Annotated in this window: 15 protein-coding genes; 8 read left to right on the top strand and 7 right to left on the bottom strand. The window is 45.1% G+C overall.

Translation table 11 applies throughout. The features are described from left to right. Nucleotides 1-10: 10 nt before the first annotated feature. Both V202x_RS20910 and V202x_RS20905 read right to left on the bottom strand, forming a co-directional pair. Nucleotides 11-3,166 (bottom strand): efflux RND transporter permease subunit, encoded by a 3,156-nt coding sequence (locus V202x_RS20910; RefSeq protein ID WP_145178798.1) that lies wholly within the window; start codon nt 3,164-3,166, stop codon nt 11-13. Between the two features lie 83 nt (nt 3,167-3,249). Further along, nucleotides 3,250-4,461 (bottom strand): efflux RND transporter periplasmic adaptor subunit, encoded by a 1,212-nt coding sequence (locus V202x_RS20905; protein ID WP_145178797.1) that lies wholly within the window; start codon nt 4,459-4,461, stop codon nt 3,250-3,252. 156 nt (nt 4,462-4,617) lie between these two features. On the opposite strand from V202x_RS20905, the gene V202x_RS20900 reads away from it, so the two are divergent. Further along, nucleotides 4,618-5,367 (top strand): hypothetical protein, encoded by a 750-nt coding sequence (locus tag V202x_RS20900; RefSeq protein WP_145178796.1) that lies wholly within the window; start codon nt 4,618-4,620, stop codon nt 5,365-5,367. Nucleotides 5,368-5,380: 13 nt separating this feature from the next. Here V202x_RS20900 and V202x_RS20895 read toward each other — a convergent pair whose 3' ends face one another. Beyond that, nucleotides 5,381-6,553, bottom strand: a complete 1,173-nt coding sequence (locus V202x_RS20895; protein ID WP_145178795.1) for an FAD-dependent oxidoreductase — start codon at nt 6,551-6,553, stop codon at nt 5,381-5,383. Nucleotides 6,554-6,766: 213 nt separating this feature from the next. On the opposite strand from V202x_RS20895, the gene V202x_RS20890 reads away from it, so the two are divergent. After that, the gene (locus tag V202x_RS20890; RefSeq protein WP_145178794.1) at nt 6,767-8,266 is read left to right on the top strand and encodes a M81 family metallopeptidase; all 1,500 of its coding nucleotides are present in this window, start codon (nt 6,767-6,769) and stop codon (nt 8,264-8,266) included. Between the two features lie 12 nt (nt 8,267-8,278). Here the strand turns inward: V202x_RS20890 and V202x_RS20885 are convergent, their stop codons facing one another. From V202x_RS20885 to V202x_RS20875, 3 genes are all read right to left on the bottom strand, one after another. After that, entirely contained in the window at nt 8,279-8,620 is a 342-nt protein-coding gene (locus V202x_RS20885; RefSeq protein WP_197993010.1) for a translation initiation factor, read from the bottom strand. Nucleotides 8,621-8,636: 16 nt separating this feature from the next. Next, nucleotides 8,637-10,427, bottom strand: a complete 1,791-nt coding sequence (locus tag V202x_RS20880) for an ATP-binding cassette domain-containing protein (RefSeq protein WP_145178792.1) — start codon at nt 10,425-10,427, stop codon at nt 8,637-8,639. 159 nt (nt 10,428-10,586) lie between these two features. After that, nucleotides 10,587-10,865, bottom strand: coding sequence for a hypothetical protein (locus V202x_RS20875; protein WP_145178791.1), 279 nt, complete (start codon nt 10,863-10,865; stop codon nt 10,587-10,589). A gap of 327 nt (nt 10,866-11,192) precedes the next feature. Here V202x_RS20875 and V202x_RS20870 point away from each other — a divergent pair, with 327 nt between their 5' ends. Genes V202x_RS20870 through V202x_RS20860 form a run of 3 tightly spaced genes read left to right on the top strand, consistent with a single transcriptional unit; the run spans nt 11,193 to nt 15,938 of the window. Further along, nucleotides 11,193-12,383, top strand: coding sequence for a sialidase family protein (locus tag V202x_RS20870; RefSeq protein ID WP_197993009.1), 1,191 nt, complete (start codon nt 11,193-11,195; stop codon nt 12,381-12,383). 46 nt (nt 12,384-12,429) lie between these two features. Further along, the gene (locus tag V202x_RS20865) at nt 12,430-14,424 is read left to right on the top strand and encodes a sulfatase-like hydrolase/transferase (RefSeq protein WP_145178790.1); all 1,995 of its coding nucleotides are present in this window, start codon (nt 12,430-12,432) and stop codon (nt 14,422-14,424) included. Nucleotides 14,425-14,459: 35 nt separating this feature from the next. Then, entirely contained in the window at nt 14,460-15,938 is a 1,479-nt protein-coding gene (locus V202x_RS20860; protein ID WP_145178789.1) for a Gfo/Idh/MocA family protein, read from the top strand. A gap of 11 nt (nt 15,939-15,949) precedes the next feature. Here the strand turns inward: V202x_RS20860 and V202x_RS20855 are convergent, their stop codons facing one another. Continuing rightward, complete coding sequence (locus V202x_RS20855; RefSeq protein WP_145178788.1) at nt 15,950-17,728, bottom strand: ABC-F family ATP-binding cassette domain-containing protein; 1,779 nt, start codon at nt 17,726-17,728, stop codon at nt 15,950-15,952. A gap of 283 nt (nt 17,729-18,011) precedes the next feature. Here V202x_RS20855 and V202x_RS20850 point away from each other — a divergent pair, with 283 nt between their 5' ends. Genes V202x_RS20850 through V202x_RS20840 form a run of 3 tightly spaced genes read left to right on the top strand, consistent with a single transcriptional unit; the run spans nt 18,012 to nt 22,320 of the window. Then, entirely contained in the window at nt 18,012-19,559 is a 1,548-nt protein-coding gene (locus V202x_RS20850) for an O-antigen ligase family protein (RefSeq protein ID WP_232098608.1), read from the top strand. Nucleotides 19,560-19,595: 36 nt separating this feature from the next. After that, a complete protein-coding gene (locus V202x_RS20845) occupies nt 19,596-21,104 on the top strand; it encodes an oligosaccharide flippase family protein (RefSeq protein ID WP_145178787.1) in 1,509 nt (502 codons plus the stop codon). A 31-nt stretch (nt 21,105-21,135) separates the two neighbouring features. After that, a complete protein-coding gene (locus tag V202x_RS20840) occupies nt 21,136-22,320 on the top strand; it encodes a GNAT family N-acetyltransferase (protein ID WP_197993008.1) in 1,185 nt (394 codons plus the stop codon). Nucleotides 22,321-22,328 lie beyond the last annotated feature (8 nt).

Raw genomic sequence — 22,328 nt, 5'->3', positions numbered from 1 at the left:
GTTTGATAATTCAAGTTGAAGGTGCAGGAGAATTATCTGTCCCTTCTTCATGTACTTGCTGCCTGCCACCAATCCATTCGCTGATTTTCTGAACAATCACGTACATCACAGGAACCATAAACACACCGAAGAATGTTGCAGCCGTTAATCCTGCTACGACGGCTGTGCCCAAAGCCTGTCGACTCGCTGCTCCAGCACCAGAGGCAATCGCCAATGGTACAGCACCCAGAATCGCACTAATGGCTGTCATCAGAATAGGACGGAAACGTAGAAAACAGGCTTCAATTGCCGCATCAGTGATTGATTTCCCCGACTCACGTTGGAGCTTTGCAAATTCCACAATCAGAATCGCATTTTTACTAGCCAATGCAATCAACAAAACAAATCCAACTTGTGTATAAATATTATTGTCGAATCCACGTAGCATCGTGGCAAAAATGGCACCAAAGATTCCGAGAGGTACGGACAGAATCACCGAAAGGGGAATTGACCAGCTTTCGTATTGAGCACATAAGAATAAATAGACAAATACCAGCGCCATCGCAAAAATGAAGGGCGCCATATTTCCCGCTTCAATCTGCTGATAAGAGATTCCCGTCCATTCATATCCAAATCCCTGCGGTAAAACCTCATCTGAAAGTTGTTCCATTCGAGTAATGGCTTGCCCAGAACTGTATCCGGGCGCTGAGTTCCCGGTGATAGAAGCTGTCGGATACAGGTTGTAGTGGCTCACATTTTGAGGACCGGCTGAATTATTGACTTTCACCAGCGTGTGAAGGGGCACCATGCTCCCTCTACGGTCTCGTACTTTTAAACGGGTAATGTCTTCCACCTTGCTTCGGAAATTCTCATCAGCCTGAACCATCACCTTAAACACGCGATTAAAGATATTGAAATCATTGACGTACATAGACCCCAGTTCTGCCTGCAAGGTGTCAAAGATCGAATCAAGGGGCACTCCCATCTTGATGGCTTTCTCGCGATCAATATCGAGATAGATTTGCGGAACTGTGGCGCTAAAACTGGTGTTCAATCCCGATAAAACGGGATCAGAATTTCCACGATCCATTAGATCCATCGTCGCCATTTGTAAGACATCAGATCCAGCCGAACCACGATCCTGAATCTGTATCTGGAATCCCCCTGCATTACCAAGCCCCTGAATCGCGGGAGGAATGAAAGGAAAGGAAATCGATTCCTGGATTTGTGATAAAGAAACATGTAGTCTGCGCACCAATGCAAACACACTCAGACCAGGCTCTTGCCGCTGGTCCCAATTCTCCAGGGCAACAATGGTCGTGGAATAATTAGAGGCATTAGAATTGTTCAACATTGAAAAGCCTCCCATTGTAATCACATTGGTTACAGCAGGCAGGTCAGCAGCAATCTTGTTAATTCGATTCTGAACAGCACGTGTTCGATTTAAAGAGGCACCGTCTGGCAATTGTGTATTTATAAAAATGTACCCCTGGTCCTCATCTGGCAAAAAGCCACCAGGAACTGAAAGAAATCCGACTCCCGTCGCCGCAAAAATCGCTCCTAATGGGATAATCATAAAAAATGCGCGCCGGACAAATACCTTAACGAATTTCATATAGACGTTCAAAGATCGGTCAAAACACCAGTTAAATGCACGAAAGAAGAAACCACGTCTTTCCTGAGTAGGTCGCAACATGATACCGCACATCGCTGGACTCAACGTTAAAGCACAGACAGAAGAAAAGAGAGTCGCGATTGAAATAGTTAACGCAAACTGACGATATAAACGCCCGGTAATTCCCGGCAGAACCATCGTAGGGACGAATACGGCCAGTAACACAAGAGTGGTCGCAACCACAGGGCCAGTGATTTCGATCATGGCAAGTTCAGTGGCTTTTTTGGGAGAACACTTTTCCGTGTCTAATATACGAGTAACGTTCTCTACAACGACGATGGCATCATCGACCACGATCCCGATCACAAGCACAATTCCAAACAATGACAGAGTATTGATCGTATATCCCATCGCCAGCATGACCGCCATTGTTCCTAACAGAGAAACCGGGATCGTCACTGCGGGGATCAGAGTCGCTCTGAAGTCTTGTAAAAAGACAAAGATCGTGACAAACACAAGACCGAGTGCAATGAATAATGTTTCAACTACTTCCGTAATAGAAGCAGTCACAAATTCGGTTGAATCATAGGGTACAGAATAATCGAGACCTTTCGGAAAATCTGCTTTGAGTTTTTCCAACAGTTTTTTTGACTTTTCCGCAACTTCGAGAGCATTTGCCCCAGGCAACTGATAGATGGCAATCAGAGCGGCTGGCTTCCCATCTAATTGAGAGTAACCGTCATAGCTTTGCGCGCCTAATTGTACCGTAGCCACATCTTTAATTTGAGTAATTTGGCCATCTTCGCCGGTTTTGATAATAATGTTGGCGAACTCTTTGGGATCTGATAACCGTCCTAGAGTCGTAATGGTTAATTGAAAGTCCTGATTATCTGGATTTGGCTCCTGGCCGATCTGCCCTGCAGCCACTTGCACATTCTGTTCACGAAGCGCATTGACTACGTCCGTTGTTGTAATGTTTCGTGTATCGAGCTGATTCGGGTTCAGCCAGATACGCATGCCAAAGTCTTTGGCATTGATCACAGTCACATCGCTGACACCATCAATTCGTTTCAATTCATCATTGATGTTAATCGAGGCGTAATTGCTCAAATAAAGTTCATCAAACGTTTCATCGGGTGAGTTCAAGGCGACCACCAATGTCATATTCGTTGACTTTTTCTTTGTGGTCACCCCTTCTCGTTTCACATCTTCAGGTAGTTGAGGATTCGCAATCGCAACCCGGTTCTGGACCAGCACGTTTGCCATGTCCAGATCTGTACCAACATCAAACGTCACAGTTAACGTCATGTTGCCGTCACTGGTACTACTCGACGACATATAAAGCATGTCTTCTACACCATTCACCTGCTGTTCAATGGGAGTGGCCACAGTATCGGCAACCACTTGAGCATCAGCTCCCCGATATGTCGCGGTAACGGCAACGGTCGGTGGTGTGATATCTGGAAATAATTCCACTGGTAACAATGGGAGAGCCAGTGCACCGACAATGGCAATTACAATCGAGATGACACTGGCAAAGATAGGATGATAGATAAAAAACCGGGAAAACATCGTAATCCGTTTCGTTCTTGAATTTTCAGATCAGTGAATTTCAGTTAATGAATGTAAAATAGATCGATCAATTAAATCCCTCTTCACTTTGAGGCGGGAACCGGTTTTGGCTTATTATTGCTGGTTTGTGTTTTTGGCTGTGGTTGTTTTTGAGAACTCGTCTGCTTTGGTGGTTCATTCTTAATGGTCACAGGACGACCTGGACGGGCGCGCTGAATCCCTTCATAAATATATTTCTCTCCGGGTTTGACTCCCTTCAAAATTACCCGCATATTGTTTTCTAGCTGCCCCAACTCAACCTGCCGTTTTTCGACAATGTTATCTTTACCAACAATGAGGAGATATTTTCCCGCGAGATCGGTTCCAATGGCAACATCGTGGACTAATACTGCATTAGGGACAGGATTCCCCGGAACTCGTACGCGTACATAGACCCCGGGATAGAGCAATCCTTTTTTGTTTTCAAATATCGCTCTCAATTGGATAGTTCCAGTACCTGGATCGACTGTGTTACTTGCATAATCGAGAACTCCCTTATGGGGAAAACCTTCCTCATTTGATAAGCCTACAAATACTTTTAGTGGATTTTTTTCATGGGGAGTCTGTTTCTTTTTTAAAGCTTCCAGGAGTAAACGTTCGCTGGCATCAAAGTAAACATAAATCGGATCCATCGTCACAATGGTTGTCAATAACGTATTTTCTCCTGAGCCGACCAGGTTACCGGCATCGACTAACGTCCGTCCAATTTCACCAGTGATGGGGGCATAAATACGTGTGTAATTCAAATTGATGGTTGCCTGTTCCACATCCGCCTTGGCTCCCATCACACTGGCTTTGGCTTTATCGCGCTCTGCCGTCGCATCGTTTAAATCCTGAGGGGTGACAGCTTTCTTTTTAAACAGAATTTCATTCCGTTCTAATGTTGCCTGAGAGTCAATTAACTGCGCATTACTCGCTGCCAGCACAGAATTGGCTTTATCTAAGGCAGCCTGATATTGATCTCGTTCAATCTGAAACAGTAAATCACCTTTCTTCACCAGCGTTGATTGTTCAAAATCGACTTTTTCAAGAATGCCATCAACACGCGCTCGTATATCGACAGTGGCAACTGAAGCAAGCGTTCCAGTGAAATCCTCATTAAAGATCACAGTTTTTTGCAGTGGTTCTGCGACTGTGACAGTGGGAGGTTTCATCGGAGCCGGAGGTGGTGGTGCATTGCAACCGGAACAAATTATAAGAGGGCAAAGCCAGCCAAGTATTTTCAGAGAAAGTAATCTTTTGGGTAGTTCGTTCACAGCTCTCCCTTTGATATCATACAAGACAGATTTGTCTTGAGAATTGATGAGTCCTGAATGCTTTCAATTCCCTTTGAATGGTTTAACAGGCATACTACAAATAAAAACACTTGAATTGCAATTCCCATATCCTTGAAAAAGAGATTGGATAGAAAGATGCATGAATCTTCCCTCCTGCCGGCAACCTGGAATGTGCCTGAGGAATTTCCCGATCGACTTGGTAAACGAGCAGGTCGCCAACGTACTATGGTGGCAGAAGGACACCTGCTCATAATTTTACATGCTGCTCCCAATCCGGACGACATGAATCGCAAAGGACGATTTTTCTGGAGAGAACCAGACGCGATCTGGCATGATACTGAATTTCAGGGGGGACCCGATGCCTTGAATCGTCATCTCCAGGAATATGAAGAAATACTGGAAGACTTTGACGAAAAAATAGACCAGGCAACCAGTTCGGTGGAATACCTTGAAGTCTTAAATCATCTGGGACCGGTGCATCGCTCCCTGTGCCATGCAACTCAGGCGTTGCAGATGGCACGCGAAGCCGTTCCCAAAGATAAAATTCTCATTGATTATCGTGATAATTCTTATCGTCTGGAACGAACAGCAGAATTACTGATCGAAGATGCAAAAAACTCGTTGGAATATCTCATCGCAAAACGAGCAGAAGAACAGGCAGAAGTTTCTGCTCGAATTGAGCTGTCTTCACATCGTTTAAACTTACTGATCGCGTACTTTTTCCCGATAGCTACTTTGAGTACCATCTTTGGTTCAAATTTTCGTCACGGGTACGAACAATACATGACTCCAATTCCTTTCTGGGCCATGGTGGCAGCGGGTTTGGCTCTGGGATTCTTAATCCATCTATCTTTTAAAAAGGGACTTAATCAAAAAGCGAAGTAGGCACATCATTCTACTATTTTTCACCAATCTGACTCTTTAACCAACCCGTTTTAAATCCACAAAGTGTCTTTAACATTTGTTCGCGTAAAATTGGAATCTGAGACATCACAGGCAAAGTGATATCACGGCCCCAGCCTTTTACAAACCCATCTGATTGAAAAAAAGGAGTTAACCAACTTGTAATCTGTTGGTAAAAACGGATCTTATTTTTCCTGAGTGACTCATAGTGTAAGCAAGCAGCACTAAAATTCGTTTCCTGTTTCAAGCATTCCGAAAACACCCACGCATCTTCAAGCGCAAAATTGGCGCCCTGCCCTAAATGCGGGCTTGTCGGATGCGCGGCATCTCCCAGAAAGATGATACGATCTGCAGACCAGGATCGCATTGAAACACTACGATAGGTCGTAAACGTCAATTCTTCGAAGGAATTGATTCGAGTCACTAATTCCTCTCCTTGAGGACAAAGTTTCAAGACTTCATCTTTCCAGACATCAAGGCCACTTTGCTTAAAACTCTCTAGCTGAGCCGCCGTCAATCCCCAGAAGAAACTGCACTCCTGATTGCCAATCGGTAAGATTCCCACCAGTCTTTTTGTTCCTTCCACTACCTGAAACAATCTATCTTCAATTGAAGAACAAGTGCCCGTTGCCCAGAGAGCACCATAGGCATATTCAATAGTGTGATGACGAATTCCTGAAGCGATCCGTAGCGCTGAGCGTGCTCCGTCTGTGGCAATCATGAAATCGAATGATTCTGTGTGCCCATTTGAATCCAATTTTAATGAAACTCCTGAATCAGAAAGATGGTAAGCCGCGATGCGCGCATCTTCACGAACCACGACTCCGCCCTGTTTTGCCAATTCCAGCAATGATTTAAATAACAGACCACGGTGGACACCTAAACCATAGAGCCCCGTTCGAAGTCGTTGATACTCTAAACGAATCAACCGTTTTCCAGAATGTTTGAGGGCTTCAATACAATTTAATTGTGCAGACCGCTGATAAATCTCATCATATATTCCTAGTGATTTCAAAACTGCCTGTCCAATTGGTTGGACGAGAATCCCTGCACCAATAGGCCCACAGCGCTGTGCCTGCTCAAAAATAGTCACCTCATGCCCTTGTTGAGCCAGAAGATAACCAGCCGCAGTTCCCGCAATGCCGCATCCTGCAATCGCAATTTTCATAACGCTGGCTCAATCAGGAGAAATTAGGTTTGATGAAGACTCAAATGTCACTGAAATCGTTTTCATAGCGAATATACCCTTTCTTTAGAAGATGAAATTCTATTGCAAAGTCTTGCTTTCTTTTCAAACATAGATCGTCTATCTTAATAATCACTGTACTGATCTGTGAATCACAACGCTCAATTGCATTATATCCATCCAGGAATAACAACCATGAGAATTGCGGCCGGTGGTGTGCTACATGAAACAAGTACCTATTCTTCTCTTCCGACTACGCTTGATGACTTCATTAACGACCGTGGCTTATATCGCGGGCAGGAAATTATGGAGACGTTCCCTGGCTCGAATGTTTGTATCGGTGGTTTCATTGATGGGGCAAAAAAACATGGCTTTGAGTTAGTTCCGCTCCTGTGGACATTTGCCTTTCCCAGTGGATTGATCGAACGAAAGACATACGATGCTTTATTGGAAGAATTTCTGCAACGTCTCAAAGAAGCAGAACAGGCAGGTCCCCTTGATGGTGTTCTGTTAGATCTTCACGGGGCGATGGTGATTGAAGGTATTGAAGATGGAGACGGGCACTTCATTTCAAAAGTTCGAGAGTACATCGGTCCAGATCGTCCCATTCTAGTCACGCCCGATTTACATGGCAATCACACTCCACTACGCGTCCAGGAAGCAACTGCGATTTTAGGGTACGACACGTATCCTCATATTGACATGAATGAACGTGGCCAGGAAGCAGCCGATCTCATCGTCCGTATTATTCAAGACGATGTAAAACCAGTCATGTCTTTATACCAACTTCCCTTCTTTTGGAGCACTGCCTGTCAGGTCACTGTGCATCAACCTATGAAGGAAGTCATGGACTACGCGCACGAAATCGAATCTCGCCCCGGGATTCTGAGTGTGACAGTCTCCACTGGGTTTCCCTGGGCAGATGTGCCTGATGTTGGTCCCTCCATTATCGTCGTCGCTGACAATGACCAAAGTTTGGCAGATAAAACGGCTGAGGAATTCGGTTCCTGGATCTGGGAACGACGTCGAAGATGGTACCAACTTCCCTTTTCTGTGAAAGATGCCATCAAGCAAGGACAGGATATGGGAAAATATCCCATTATTCTTGCCGACCATGCAGACAACACCGGTGGCGGAACAGCCGGTGATTCCACAGAAATCCTGCAAACGTTTCTCGATCAAAAACTGGATAAGGCCTTAATTTTGTATATTGTCGATCCTGAAGTTGTTGCGCTGGCACAGAAAGCGGGCGTTGGTGGGGTCATCGAAACTGAAGTGGGAGGTAAATCTCATCCCACACAAGGCCCACCAGTCAAAATGAAGGCAGAAGTCAAAGCACTTTCAGAGGGAAAGTTTAAATATGATGGGCCGATGTATGCAGGACTAGCCGGTAATATGGGTCCCTCAGCCTGGATTCAACAGGATGGTGTCTCAGTCGTTGTGGTCACGGCACGAGAGCAACCCTTCGGTCCCGCATTCTCCAAAACGCTGGGAATCGACTGTGAATCGATGAATTATATCTCAGTCAAATCCTCGGCTCATTTCCGAGCCAGCTTTGAACCATTTGCTGGCTCGATTTTCAATGTCGAAGCCAAAGCGATTCATACACATGATTTTGCCAAGCTTAATCATCAACATAGAAAACAGGATTTTTATCCCGTTGAAATCCCCTACGATAGTGCGCCAGATATTTAGACCAGGGTTTAGTTACCCTTTCACTTGAAATCCCATTGCTTTCAAAACCTCACGAACGCGGTCCAGTTGATCGCCTTGAATTTCGAGCTCTTCCTCCTTTAAAGCACCACCGGCTCCGCATTGGGACTTTAGTTGTTTCAACAACTCGGGAAGATCGTTACCCTCTTCAGGTAACCCACGTACTACGGTCACACGTTTTCCCTTCTTCCGTTTTTCAATGGCCAGTCTGGCAGTCTGTTGTTCAGGCGGAATACGAAAGGGAGGCTCTGGCGGACAAATACATTCCTCTTCTAATTGATCACACTTTTCACAACGTGGGGGGCGATCAAAGGGAGTGCCTTGAAATAAACGCATTATCGACTCCTTCTCGTTATGATCGTGCGTCTAACTCTTCCCAACGCTCAAGGAGAGACTCCAATTCCTGCTGCACTGTTTCAACGCGTGCAGAAGCTTCCGCAATAACCTCATTTGACTGTTTAAAAAATTCGGGTGACGCCATCGCTGTGTGTAACTCTGCCTGCTCCTGTTCTAACTCTTCGATACGTTGGGGAATCTGTTCTAACTCACGCTGTTCTTTGAAACTTAACTTGGCTGCCTTTTTTGTCTGTACATTGGGTGGTTCTATTCTTGCTTTTGAGACAGTGTCACTTTTTTGTGTGTCATCATTACTTCCTGACTGTAACAAATAATCATCATAGCCACCGGCGTACTCTTTGACCCGTCCTTTTTCTTCAAAGACCAACGTCGCAGAGACGACATTATTGAGAAAGGCCCGATCGTGACTGACAAGCAATAATGTTCCCGAATGATTACCGATTAATTCTTCGAGCAACTCCAATGTTTCCGCATCCAGATCATTCGTCGGTTCATCAAATATCATAAGATTCGTAGGGCGTTTGAACAATTTTGCCAACAACAGCCGATTCCGTTCACCTCCGGATAGGTAGCGGGCGGGCCTGCGCGCCCGTTCCGGAGTGAAGAGAAAGTCCTGCAAATATCCATAAATGTTTTTGGGCTTCCCGTTGATGACAAGTGTCTCTTGTCCCTCACCTACGTTTTCAACAACCGTTTTCTCCTCATCAAGCTGCTCTCTCAGTTGATCAAAATAGAGAATTTCCAGATTGGTTCCCAGGCGAATTGTACCAGTGTCAGGCTTGAGCTCTCCCAAAAGCAGTTTCAGTAATGTTGTTTTACCGGCACCATTTCTGCCAATGATGCCGATCTTATCGCCTCGTGTAATTAAAGTCGAAAAGTCTTGAATCACGGGATTGTTGTCATAAGAAAATGCAACGTCTTTGGCCTCAATGACTAATTGCCCTGAACGCTCTGCGTTGGCTACCTGCATGTTAACATTACCAACCTGACTGCGTCGTTGTCTCCGTTCCTCACGCATTTTTTTCAACGCGCGAACACGACCTTCATTTCGCGTTCGACGTGCTTTGATCCCCTTTCGAATCCAGACTTCTTCTTCAGCCAGCTTTTTATCAAATAACGCATTCTGTTTCTCTTCTGCCTCCAGAAATGCCTCTTTACGTTTGAGAAATGTGTCGTAATCGCAAGTCCAATCATATAAATGACCACGGTCGATTTCGACAATCCGCATCGCCAGGGTCTGTAAAAACATTCGGTCATGAGTCACAAATAACAACGTACTGGAATACGACTGTAGAAACTGTTCTAGCCATCTGATGGAGGGTATATCCAGATGATTTGTTGGTTCATCCAACAGTAAGATATCGGGAGACTGCACAATGGATCGCGCTAATAAAACACGCCGCTTCATCCCTGAAGATAAAGAATCAAAGGGAGCATCACCTTGCAAGCTCATGCGTGACAGAATTTTCTCAACCGCGTGTTCGGCTTCCCACTCATGTTCATAAAAAGGGGCCGCCTCCTCTGCAACGTAATCGTGAACGCGTTGTGCGCAACCTGAAGGAACTTCCTGGACCAGCCTGGCAATTCGCAAATCCTTCTCTGGTTTTATTTCACCATCATCCGGATCAATTTCGCCGGCGATCAATTTCATCAGTGTCGACTTCCCGGCTCCGTTTCTTCCTAACAGACCAATTCGCTCACCAGGATTAATCTCCAGATTGATTTTGTCTAACAGGGGAGCCCCCCCCCAGGTAAAAGAGACCTGATTCATACTCAACAGAGACATACAGCAGTACTTCCAGCCACACATTAATAAAAAAACCCGACTCAAGAAGTCGGGAGTCATTCGGACGCAGCCATAGTATGTGAAAGGAATCAGAATTCTGCAATGCCCTCACTCATGGATTGATTGAGAGCTCTATGAATTCACAATATCAATCAAATTTCAACGTCGAGATCGACCTGTCAACAAGCCAAGAATGGCTACAAAAATCGATGCTCCAATGATTGACCAGACTATGGGATAATCACTCCCACCAAACGAAATGGAAAAAATTTCTGGTAACCCCAACATTATCGCTATTTTACTTCCCAATAATGCCCCAATGAAGCCTAAAGCAATCGAAACCAGACACCCGCCTCGCGAACCACCTGCGAGTGCCCGCGCGATGCTTCCGCAAATCCCGGCAACGATCAGTAAGATGATCAATTCTGCTATTGTCATTATGAGCCTCGTATTTCTATCTAGTCTCAAGCGATATTGAAATAAGATTGCGAGTGATCGGCGTTCAGTCTGAAAGGTTCCCTATATAATCCATGCATAAATACTTTATGTCAGTAAAGACTGTCTGTCCAGCCGCACTTAGAGATCTCTGTTATTCCACTCAGCATTTCAATTCTGCCTTCAAAGGTAAGCCGCACTTATTTTCATACTTTCGCTAAGATGCTCGCCTCACAGCCTCGGTTTTGTTAGTATTAATGATAACGAACGACCTTCTTTATATTAGCAATCATCAAATAAAATTAACGATATTTTTTCAGGACTCACATCGTGCGAATCGCTTCTCTGCTTTTATCAATTCTCACTTTATCAACACTGCTGACAAATTTCTCGAAAATGAGTTTCGCGCAAGAAACCCAAAAAACAGATGATCCTGCACTTGTCGCCCCTCCGATCAATACACATCCGGGAAAAGAGTATGCAGACAGGACTCGTCTTTTCCAGGGTATTCCGGGAATCGAGCGCGCGGCCAATGGACGTCTCTGGGCACTCTGGTATGCAGGAGGAACTGGCGAAGGCGAACTGAATTATGTCGTGCTGGTCACCAGTGATGATGATGGAAAAACCTGGTCCGCTCCGAAACTGGTCATCGATCCCCCCGGCCCTGTTCGCGCTTATGATCCAGCCATCTGGCATGACCCCAGTGGACGTCTCTGGTTGTTCTGGGCTCAGTCTTACCGCTGGTGGGATGGTCGAAGTGGTGTCTGGGCCATTACAACCAGGGAATCCGATAAGGAAAATCCCAAGTGGAGTCATCCGCGACGTATCTGCAATGGCATTATGATGAATAAACCGACGGTGCTTTCCAACGGTGACTGGTTGCTACCGGTGGCTATCTGGGATCAGAAAGCAAAGGACTCGATTGAACATCGTTTTGATTTACCAAAAGAACGAGGCGGAAATATATTCATCTCGAAAGATAATGGAGATTCTTTTCAACTGCTGGGTCAAACCAAAGTCCCCCAAAGAACATTCGACGAACACATGATTGTAGAACGCAAAGACAAAAGCCTGTGGACGTTGGTCAGAACGAAATATGGGATCGGAGAGACATTCTCTGAAGATGGTGGTAAAACCTGGTCAAAAGGAAGTGCTTCTTCAATCCCGCATATTAACGCTCGCTTTTTTATTCGTAGATTGAAGTCGGGAAACCTGTTACTGGTGCGACACAACCCCGAAAATCGTAAAACACGTCGAGACTTGACTGCATACCTCTCAACTGATGATGGAAAGACCTGGCAGGGTGGCTTACTACTCGATGAGCGACCAGGTGTCTCCTATCCTGATGGAGTCCAAAGTAAAGACGGCACGATTTATCTGATTTACGATTACTCTCGAACAGGCGATAAAAAGATTCTAATGGCAACGTTTAAAGAAGAAGACATTCTCGCCGGTAAACCAGTCTCGGGAAAAGTCCGCAAACGGATCCTCGTCAATCAGGCCACTGGCCAGAAAAAGTAGAAGCAACCTGACAGTCAATCATCTAATAAAAGCTTAGGAAATTGCAATGAGACCTTTCTCTTATCTCACCGTCATAATAACTTTGGTGCTAGGGCCACCATCCCTGTTATCGGCGGAACAGCGAAATGTGCTCATCCTGTTTTCCGACAATCAGAACTGGGATGATTGCGGTTGTTATGGAAATTCGGTTGTTAAAACACCAAACATTGATCAACTGGCACGAGAGGGCACGCGTTACCAGCATGCGTTCGCCACCACTGCTTCATGTGGGCCTTGTCGTGGTGTGTTTTACACGGGTCTTCATGTGCACGCCAACGGTCAATACGGGCACCCACATGGCGATCATAATTTCCGTTTAAAACCAAAGGTGAAAACTATCTTTTCTTTGCTTGCGAAAAACAATTATCGCACGGGAATGATCGGCAAGTATCATCTTTATCCAGAAGACACAACGATTGACTTTCAGCCGAAAATCAATGGTCATCGCGCAAAAGGTATGGCTGATCTGGCTTCTGAATTTGTCAATCAAAAAAGTGACCAACCATTTTTTCTGGTAATGGGTTTTCACGATCCACATCCTACTTCTCGCACACAACCGGAATGGGGAGTTAAAGTAAAAGAACCAGGAATGTCTCTAGAAACCTATGATCTAGAAAAAATCAAAGTCCCCCGTTACTTACCTGACCGCCCCGAAGTGAGACAAGGTCTGGCTGGTTATTACCAGCAAATCAGTTACTTGGATCAAGCCATCGGTCAAATTTTGAAAGCTCTGGAAGATTCAGGTCAAGCAGATAACACTCTGGTTATTTTCACTAGTGACCATGGTAGTTCGGAACCGGGCGCGATGGCCAATCATTATGAACCGGGAGTGCGCGTACCATTTATTGTCCGAAACCCTAAACAGAAAAAGGAGACAGAGGGTGTCGTCTCGGATTCCATGGTCTCCCTACTGGATGTCACACCAACGGTCCTTGAGTGGACGAATACCAAAGGCCCGAATTATCCGCTACACGGTCGCAGTATTCTACCAACAATTGGAAAAACGACTACTTCAGGTTGGGATGAAGCTTATTTGAGTCACGTATTCCATGAAGTAACCATGTATTATCCGATGCGTACGATTCGGACACGCAATTATAAATTAATCTGGAATCTGGAATGGCGTTCGAAATATCCGCTGCCCATCGATACCTTATCCCGTGCCACCTGGAACGAAACACTTCGTTTAGAGGAACCACTCCTCGGACAGCGGACTGTGAAGAAATTTCTCTATCGTGATGAAGTCGAATTATACGATCTCAAGAATGATCCGGATGAAGTGATCAATTTAGCTTATCAACCTGAATACCAGAATGTTCGCAGAGAGCTCTCTGAAAAATTGCTACAACATCTACAAGATACTGATGATTTATGGTTGAAGCAGTACACACTTCCGATTTCCTGTGACAGCAAAGCTGCAAAAAAACAAGCGGAATATACTCCTTTGTTCAACGGTCGCGACTTAACCGGCTGGACGTTAAAACGCGCCGACCGCCAAGGGTATCATGTTGATGCAGGGAAACTGATCTGCCCAGCCGATGGAGGCGGTTTTTTATTCACAGAAAAGGAATATGGCGATTTCATTCTCAAGTTCGATTTTAAATTGTCCAAAGGAGCCAATAATGGCATTGCCATTCGCTGTCCTCTCGTTGATCGACGTCCTGCTTATGAAGGTATGGAAATTCAAGTACTGGATAACAAAGGTTACTCGAAAAAACTCAAACCGACACAATACCATGGGTCAGTTTATGATGTGATCCCCGCCAAAAAAGGAGCTCTGAAACCTGCCGGCGAATGGAATCACGAAGAAATCATTTGCCGCGGCTCACAGATTACAGTTATTGTAAATGATATTGCTGTTTTAAACACCGATCTCTCTAAAATCAAAGATGCAAATGTGCTCGAAAAACATCCGGGTTTACAGAATCAACGAGGACATATCGGGCTCTTGGGGCATGGAAGCCATGTCGAATATAAAAACATCCTGATTAGAGAATTTTAATTCATTCGGTTTAGAAATTTACTCTTGGGGGAAACATGAATCAAAGCAAAGAAAGCCGCCGTACTTTTCTTAAAAAATCCGCGATAGCTTCTGTCGCAGCTAGTCAGTTTTCGGCAGTTGCCCCCTCAAATGCTTATCAAGCCAATGAACGAATCAGGATCGGTATCATAGGCCCTGGAAGACGCGGCTTCGGTTCTCATGTCAAGTCACTCGTCAAATTACGTAATGAAAAAGGAGTCAATCTCGATATCACTGCCATTAACGATGTCTATTCGGTCCACCGGGACCAGGCCGTTGACTATATCAAAAAACAAACAAAGCAGGCACCTAAAACTTATGCTGATTACCGCGATCTACTGAATGACAAAGAAATCGATGCTGTGTGTATTGCAACACCCGATCATTGGCATGCTAAGCAAGTATTAGATTCCCTTAAAGCGGGGAAGCACATATATTGTGAAAAACCAATGACCCATCATATTTCGGAGGCAATGGATGTCGTTGATGCCTGGAAGAAGTCCGGACTGGTTGTTCAAGTCGGTGTCCAATCAACGAGTATGCCGATCTGGAATGAGGTGCGAGCCCTGGTCAACGAAGGGAAACTGGGAAAAATCGTCCAGTTTCAGGCGGAAAGTTTTCGTAATTCTCTCGGGGGAATGTCTCGTCATAATGTCATCACAAAAGAGATGACTCCGAAAACCGTTGACTGGAAACGCTGGCTGGGTGTCGAAGAAGGACTCGCCCCAGATTTACCATTCGACCGCGCCACATTTGGTCAATGGCGCTGCTACTGGCCCTTTGGCTACGGTATGTACTCAGACCTTTTCGTACACCGCGTTACAGCAATGCTCAAGGCCACTGGCTTGATGTACCCGGGACGTGTTGTGGGAGGCGGGGGTATTTTTCTGGAATACGATGACCGCGAAGTCACTGATGTGGCTTCCATCATTGCTGATTTTCACGAGGGTGTTCAAGGACTCGTTTCCAGTACTATGATTTCCAGCGCGGTCCCCATTCGACACTTGATTCGAGGTCACCATGGTACGATTGTGTTTGATAAAGACGTATTCGGTAAGAAACAAGCGTATGAATTTATTCCGGAACGTCCCCAGGTGACGTTAAACAGTAAACTGAAAAAAGAAGAAGTAATCTCGCAACGTGTACCCGATCAGACTTTGCTTCACTTTGAGAATTTCATTGATGCAATCAAAGCTGGTGACCCCGCGATGGTTAATAATTCTCCAGAACTGGGTGCAGCGGCAGTAATGCTGGTGAATCTGGCAGTACTCAGTTATCGTAACGGAAAAGTCTTTCAAGTAGATGAAAAGACAAAACAAATCCAGGATGGAGATCAGAGTTGGGCCGCCAATTGGGAAAAGATGTCCAAAGAACGCAGCAAACCGCGACACGTTGCCGGTTGGAAAGCAGGAGACAAAGGCAGTATTCTCATACCACCCAAATATCAAAAACTGGCCGGCCCCTGGATCGACGGAAAACCGCCTGAGAACACTTAAAACAAGCCTTTTTATTGTTCTAATATCTCATAAAGTTCCATCCAACGGGATTCCAGTTCCGCAATTTCTTCAATAAGCGGCTGCATTTCTGCATGGTGTTCTTGTGCTTCCTGGGAACTGGTCGCCTTCAAAAATTGTTCGTTAATTTTGTTCTTTTTCTCATCAAGCTGCGCGATTTTTCGTTCGATGGCTGAAAGTTCCTTTCGCGCATTTTTGATTTTACCCCCTATCCCTTTCTCACGCTTTTTAGAGCTTTTCTGTTCCTGCCTAGCCACAGACTCCTGATGTTGTTCACGGTGCCCATCAGCGACTTCCTTTTTCACGCGATAAAGATAAGATTCGTAATCGCCTTCATAGGCTTTGACACTTCCATTGACGACTTCAATCACATCTGTCGCCACTTTGCCCATAAAATGACGATCGTGACTGGTGAAGATCACTGTTCCCTGAAATTTCACCAGTGCGTCTCCCAAGGCTTCCACTGTTTCGACATCGAGATGGTTCCCTGGTTCGTCCAAAATCAAAATTGAGTAATTTCCCAACAAAATTCCAGCCAGGCATAAACGTGCTCGTTCTCCCCCACTCAACACTTTGATAGGTTTATCTAATGCCTGCTCTTTAAACAGAAAGCTACCTGCGACGTTCAGAATTTGCTGATTTGTGGTTCCAGGAGCCGACTCCATTTCCAGGTAGTCTCGAATCGTCTGGTCATCTGGTAAAGAGGTATAAACATGCTGCGCATAACAGGCGATTTTACAGTGATAACCCCATTTGAGATCTCCCTCTAACGCTTTCAACGATCCCGCAATGGTGCGTAGAAAGGTTGTTTTTCCCTGTCCATTGTCCCCAACAATGGCAGCCCTTGATCCATGCTCAATTTCGAGCGTAATTTTTTCAGCAACGCGTAAATCCGGATATCCAATTGCCAAATCATCACAGGTCAGAGCGGTTCCCTGTCGTTTCTCCGTCTGGGGAATCACAATATTGACTGTGGACTCCGCTCCTTCAATCTCCGTCAGCGTCAGGCGTGCCAGCTGTTTCTCTTTACTTCTGGCTTGCGAAGCCGTATTGGCTCCCGCTTTATTCTTAGCGATAAACGTTTCTAACTGTCGACGTTTTGCCATGACGGTGGCATTGGTTCGTGCATCACGTTCCTTTAGAATTTCCTGATTTTCGAGATACTGATCTACATTTCCATTAAATAGTGTCAGCTTTCCCCGCTTTAATTCGAGCGTTTGTGTGCAAATAGCTTTGAGGAACGAACGATCGTGAGATACAACAAGACAGGCCCCACGATAGTGCTTTAAAAAATCTTCCAGCAGCAATTGTGTTCTTAAGTCAAGGAAGTTCGTTGGTTCGTCCAGCATGAGAAAATTTGGTTCATGCAGCAACAAAGACGCCAGTTTGACACGTGTCTGCCAGCCACCAGACAGTTCTTTAACCGGACCATTCAGAAACCGGCCTTTCAATTCGAACTCTCCAGCAACTTCTCCACATTTCCACTCAGGCTGACCACTATCACGCATCAGAAATTCGAGCGCGCTTTCACCCGGCTCAAAAGGATCGTGCTGACGCAGATATCCAATCATGAGATTGGGATGACGAATTACCTGGCCGCTATCGACTGTCTCCTCCTCAAGCAAAATACGCAATAATGTCGATTTACCAGCACCATTACGCCCAATAAATCCAATTTTTTGCTCATCGCCGAGTGCAATGGATGCTTCTTTCAATAATTCCTGTGCGCCATAACTCTTTGTCACATTTGATATTTCAATCAGGGTCGCCATCACTCTTCTCAACATTTGAAACAGGAAATCGTTAATTCGCCCGTATACACGAGGACAGAGAAGATAACGTGATGCGGGAAATGATTCAATTGATCATGCGTGCCGGAATTGCGCTAAGAGGCAATCTTAATTTCGGTTCTAAATGAATCATGCCGGTTGAATCGATTATTACCAGCCGGAATGCCTGGGAAACCTTTAATTCACCACACATGCCGCCCGTTCCTGTTCTATCTTTTAAAAAACTGTACCCATTTAAACTATTTCGGGGGATTACCGGCATTAAGTGCGGTCCATCTCAACGATTTGCGTAGAACAACCGTTTTACTGGCATAAATCATTAATGGTGAATGAATCCAATTCAACTCATTCCTCTGTTTGTGAAGTCGATCATCCTCAATCGACTGCGCCGAGTCAGACTGCGCGCCCATCAGTCCCAAAGACGGCTCGTTCAAAAAAGCGACTTTCACAGTATCCCCTCTCAATTATGGGAGGCACTTCAGCACCAGATTACGCCTACTACCTGTTCTTGATGGTTAATATTACGTTATTCCTGAGACCAGCAGAACTGATTCCGAGCTTAGCAAATTTACCGATCTATGAAGTGCTCATTATATCATCGTTCCTCTTTTCACTCGATCAGATAAAAAGAACGCTTCAAGTCCCCATGCTTAAACGACAGCCAATCACATTTTGTGTGATTGGCTTATTGGCGGCAGTGGCACTTTCACATGCATCTCATATGTATTTTTATGGAATTCATACATCAACCTTCGCGTTCCTGAAGACATTAATTTATTACCTCTTGCTCGTTTCAATTATCGACTCTCCTCAACGCCTGAAAGGACTATTAAAGACAGTCGCCATCGCGGCATCGATCATGATTCTGTTTTGCGTCGTCGACTACTCGGGTGTTTTTGATTTTGAATTTATCAAGCATGTCAGTGACCGTGATGGCGTTTCTGATGCAGGTGAAGATCTACGTGTCTTCCGGATGCGTGGTACCGGAATTTTTCAGGATCCTAACGACTTGTCTGTCTTGATTGTCACAACGGGAATTCTCTGTTTGTACTTTTTCAACGATCCCACAGCCGGCTCATTACGTTTTTTCTGGATCGTCAGCTTAATCGTGCTGGGAGTTGGATTACTCTATACACGATCTCGGGGAGGATTGTTAACTCTCGGCATCGCCAGCATGGCTTTTGTATTACCGAAATATGGAAAAAAAGCAGCCATTACCTGCGCACTTGTCGGTCTCGCAGGACTGACTGTACTTGCCGGACGGCAAGGAAATATCGATTTAAATTCCGGAACTGGACATGATCGAATTCTGCTGTGGAGAGAAGGATTGAGTGCCTTGAAATCTCCCGACTTATTTTTCGGAATTGGCCAGGGATTGTATTCCGATCTGGCAGGTTTGGCCGCCCATAACTCATTCGTACATGCATTTACTGAACTCGGCATCTTTGGCGGTACCTTGTTCATAGGTTGTTTTTTCTTTGCCGGTCTGGGGCTGTATCGCTTGGCACGTTTCCAGAATTCCTGCCAGGGTAAACCCATTTTCCGAAATCAGGAACTGGAGCGTTATCTGCCATACGCAGGTGCCGTGCTTGCTGCCTGGTGTGGTGGAATGATGTCGTTGTCTCGATGTTATGTCGTTCCCACTTACATGATTGTTGGAGTTTCAGCAGTTTATTTAAATCTGGCCGGGGCCAGCTTGGCTAAACCAACCCCTGTGATTTATTGGAACAAACAGCATCTAGTACGTCTGATAGGTGTCAGCTTCGCGCTGTTAATCGCATTCTTCATTTTTGTACGGATTTTTGCACATTAAATCATATTGAGAGAGCTCCACTCTGAAAGTTTCATAATGAATCAACGTCGATCAGTAAAATTGAATCTGTTTGCTAACTGGCTCACTCACGGAGTGAGCTTGTTAATCGGCGTGTTTCTAATGCCTTACGTATTGCACATCCTGGGAGATGCGCAATACGGAAGCTGGATTTTTATTAATGCAATCGCAGGCTATTCAGGGTTACTCTATCTCGGTTTCGGGCAGACCATTAGTCGCTACGTGTCGCATTACCATGCCAAACAAGAATGGGTGAAACTCAACAGCGTCTCGAACGTGATTTTTGCCATTTACCTGGGTATGGGATTACTGGCATTGTTTGCAGCGGGAATTATCGCCTGGCTGGCACCCCACTTGAGTGACTGGGGAACCATTTCACTTTTTGAAATCCGAATGGTCATTCTCATACTTGGCTTGAATGTCTTTGTCGGTCTCGCAGGAAGTGTGTTTGGCGGAGTTTTAATGGGAATCCAACGCTTCGACATCGAACGGGGCGTCAATTTGACGGGAGCCATTCTGCGTTTAATCTTAACCGTTGCATTCCTGAAAGCCGAATGGGGCCTACTGACGATTGCCATTATCTTTTTTACAGTCACCCTGGTTGAAAATCTGGGACATTTATTTTTTGCATTTCGTCAGGTCAAAACACTCCGAATTGGCCGTCAGTTTATGGACTGGTCTATTCTTAAAGAATGTGGGTCATTTAGTGGTTATGCTTTTATAGACGCGATTGCCTGGACGCTGATTGAAGCCACCGACTCAATTGTTATTGGAATCTTCTACAGCCCCGCAGCGATTGTCCCTTATTATATCGCATTGCGCGTGACACAGTTCATCAATATGCCGATATCACAAATTGGTAAAGTATTCATGCCGCGTGCTGGCGAATTACATGCCAACAACGAACTTCATGCTCTGCGAAAATTAGTTCTAAATGGAGTCTCTCTCTCATTTTTATTAGTCGCTGGTTTTTTTATCGGTGTTTACTTCTTTGGAAACACCCTGATTACGACCTGGATCGGCCCTGACTACCCTCAAAGTCATTTGCTGTTATTAATATTACTGGGAGCCCGTATTGTAGCCTTACCTGTTGCCACATTTCGATCCGTCCTCTATGGCATGGGAAATGTAAAAGTTCCTTCATTAATCTATATGAGTGAGGCAGTCGCCAACTTGGTTCTGTCATTAATACTGATTCATTCACTAGGGCTCATTGGCGTCGCTTTAGGAACCGCGATTCCCATTTTAGTCGCTGAACTCGGCATCATCTTGCCGTACGCTATGAAAAAATTAGACATCTCTATAAGCCAATTATTACGGTCGGCCATAGGACCAACTGTTGCACCGCTATTGGCACTGTTGGCGTATTCCTATTTCTTACCCCAATTCATTGAAGTTAATAATACCTGGTTCACATTAATTGGAGTGGCTGCAGGAGGTGGTGTATTTCTTATTGGTACCTGGTTCGTTTGTGAAAAAGGAACCATGATTTTACATCGTTCCCTTTCAAAATCTCTGAACACGTAATTTTTATTGATCCATATCCATGAGTAATTCGATGACGACAATTCAATACCAAGATCAACGAGCTGCAAATCAGTCTGATATTAATTCAGATCAAAGTACAACGCAGGTACTGAAAATCAAAATTCACGACAGCAAACAAAAAGACGATTGCCTCAAGTTGTGGAAAACCCTGGAAGCACAATTTGAATATGTCCCCTTGATGTGCTCATCTGTCTGGACGTCTACCTGGATTGAACACTACCAGGATCTAGTCCCCTACTCCTTCGTTGTCGCATCAAAAAACGATGTCCCCTGTGGAATCTGTTTACTCGCCGAAGGCGTGGACCAACACGATGGCCCTCTGTCTCTCAAAACTCGACACCTGGGCACAGCAGGAGAACCAGCGGCTGACAGTGTCTGTGTCGAATACAATTCGTTGCTCGTTCAACCCGAAGACCAACCCAGCTTTATCAATGAGCTGTTAAACGAGCTTTCGAAAAACGATGTATGGGATTCATTCCAATTTGATGGTTTTGCCAGCGAGGAGTTGGAATCATGGAATCTCCCACAACAGGAAACATCGATTCGAAAAGTGGAAAGTCACTATTTCGATTTAAAACAGATTCGTGATGAGGAACGGGAAGTCATTTCCGGTTTTGGATATTCCACTCGCAAAAACTTGCGGAAGAACATGAAATCCTATGGCAACCTCACAACAGAGTGGGCTGAGGATATAGAACAAGCCAACTCTATTTTCACTGACCTCGTCACACTCCATCAGGCTCGTTGGCAGAAAGAGGGGCAACCAGGTTCTTATGCCAGTGAACGCTTCACAAATTTTCACAAAGCGCTCATTCAAAGATTGATTCCATCAGGCCAAATGGGACTCTTCCGAGTCAAAATTGAAGGAGAAGTGATTGGCTGTGTTCAAGTACTCATCGATCGGAATCGTGTACTCTGTTATCAGGGTGGTTCCGCGGAATATAAAGGCAAACTCAGTCCGGGAGTGATCGCCGACTATCTCTGTATCGAAGAATGCTTCAACCGAGGCTTTGATGCTTATGACTTTCTGGCAGGAAACAGTCACCATAAGCAGAAAATGAGCACAACGCATAGCTATCTCACCTGGGCTCAAATCAAACGGCCACGGTGGAAATTCATAGCTTTAAATGCCTTAAGAAGAATTAAACAATCGCTGAAACTAATTAATAAAGAGAATCATCACTCAGAAAAATGAGATGCTGG

Origin of the sequence: Gimesia aquarii (assembly GCF_007748175.1) — a bacterium.
GTDB classification, from domain to species: domain Bacteria; phylum Planctomycetota; class Planctomycetia; order Planctomycetales; family Planctomycetaceae; genus Gimesia; species Gimesia aquarii_A.
Note: the sequence above shows the minus strand (reverse complement) of the source record. Positions and strands in the feature narration are given on the sequence as shown.

What these genes read in the sequence shown, in the direction of transcription:
- V202x_RS20895 (WP_145178795.1), bottom strand. Translation starts at nt 6,553, where the DNA reads ATGAAAATTGCGATTGCAGGATGCGGCATTGCGGGAACTGCGGCTGGT.
- V202x_RS20885 (WP_197993010.1), bottom strand. Translation starts at nt 8,620, where the DNA reads ATGCGTTTATTTCAAGGCACTCCCTTTGATCGCCCCCCACGTTGTGAA.
- V202x_RS20845 (WP_145178787.1), top strand. Translation starts at nt 19,596, where the DNA reads ATGAATCAACGTCGATCAGTAAAATTGAATCTGTTTGCTAACTGGCTC.
- V202x_RS20900 (WP_145178796.1), top strand. Translation starts at nt 4,618, where the DNA reads ATGCATGAATCTTCCCTCCTGCCGGCAACCTGGAATGTGCCTGAGGAA.
- V202x_RS20840 (WP_197993008.1), top strand. Translation starts at nt 21,136, where the DNA reads ATGACGACAATTCAATACCAAGATCAACGAGCTGCAAATCAGTCTGAT.
- V202x_RS20880 (WP_145178792.1), bottom strand. Translation starts at nt 10,427, where the DNA reads ATGTCTCTGTTGAGTATGAATCAGGTCTCTTTTACCTGGGGGGGGGCT.
- V202x_RS20860 (WP_145178789.1), top strand. Translation starts at nt 14,460, where the DNA reads ATGAATCAAAGCAAAGAAAGCCGCCGTACTTTTCTTAAAAAATCCGCG.
- V202x_RS20865 (WP_145178790.1), top strand. Translation starts at nt 12,430, where the DNA reads ATGAGACCTTTCTCTTATCTCACCGTCATAATAACTTTGGTGCTAGGG.
- V202x_RS20910 (WP_145178798.1), bottom strand. Translation starts at nt 3,166, where the DNA reads ATGTTTTCCCGGTTTTTTATCTATCATCCTATCTTTGCCAGTGTCATC.
- V202x_RS20855 (WP_145178788.1), bottom strand. Translation starts at nt 17,728, where the DNA reads ATGGCGACCCTGATTGAAATATCAAATGTGACAAAGAGTTATGGCGCA.
- V202x_RS20875 (WP_145178791.1), bottom strand. Translation starts at nt 10,865, where the DNA reads ATGACAATAGCAGAATTGATCATCTTACTGATCGTTGCCGGGATTTGC.
- V202x_RS20890 (WP_145178794.1), top strand. Translation starts at nt 6,767, where the DNA reads ATGAGAATTGCGGCCGGTGGTGTGCTACATGAAACAAGTACCTATTCT.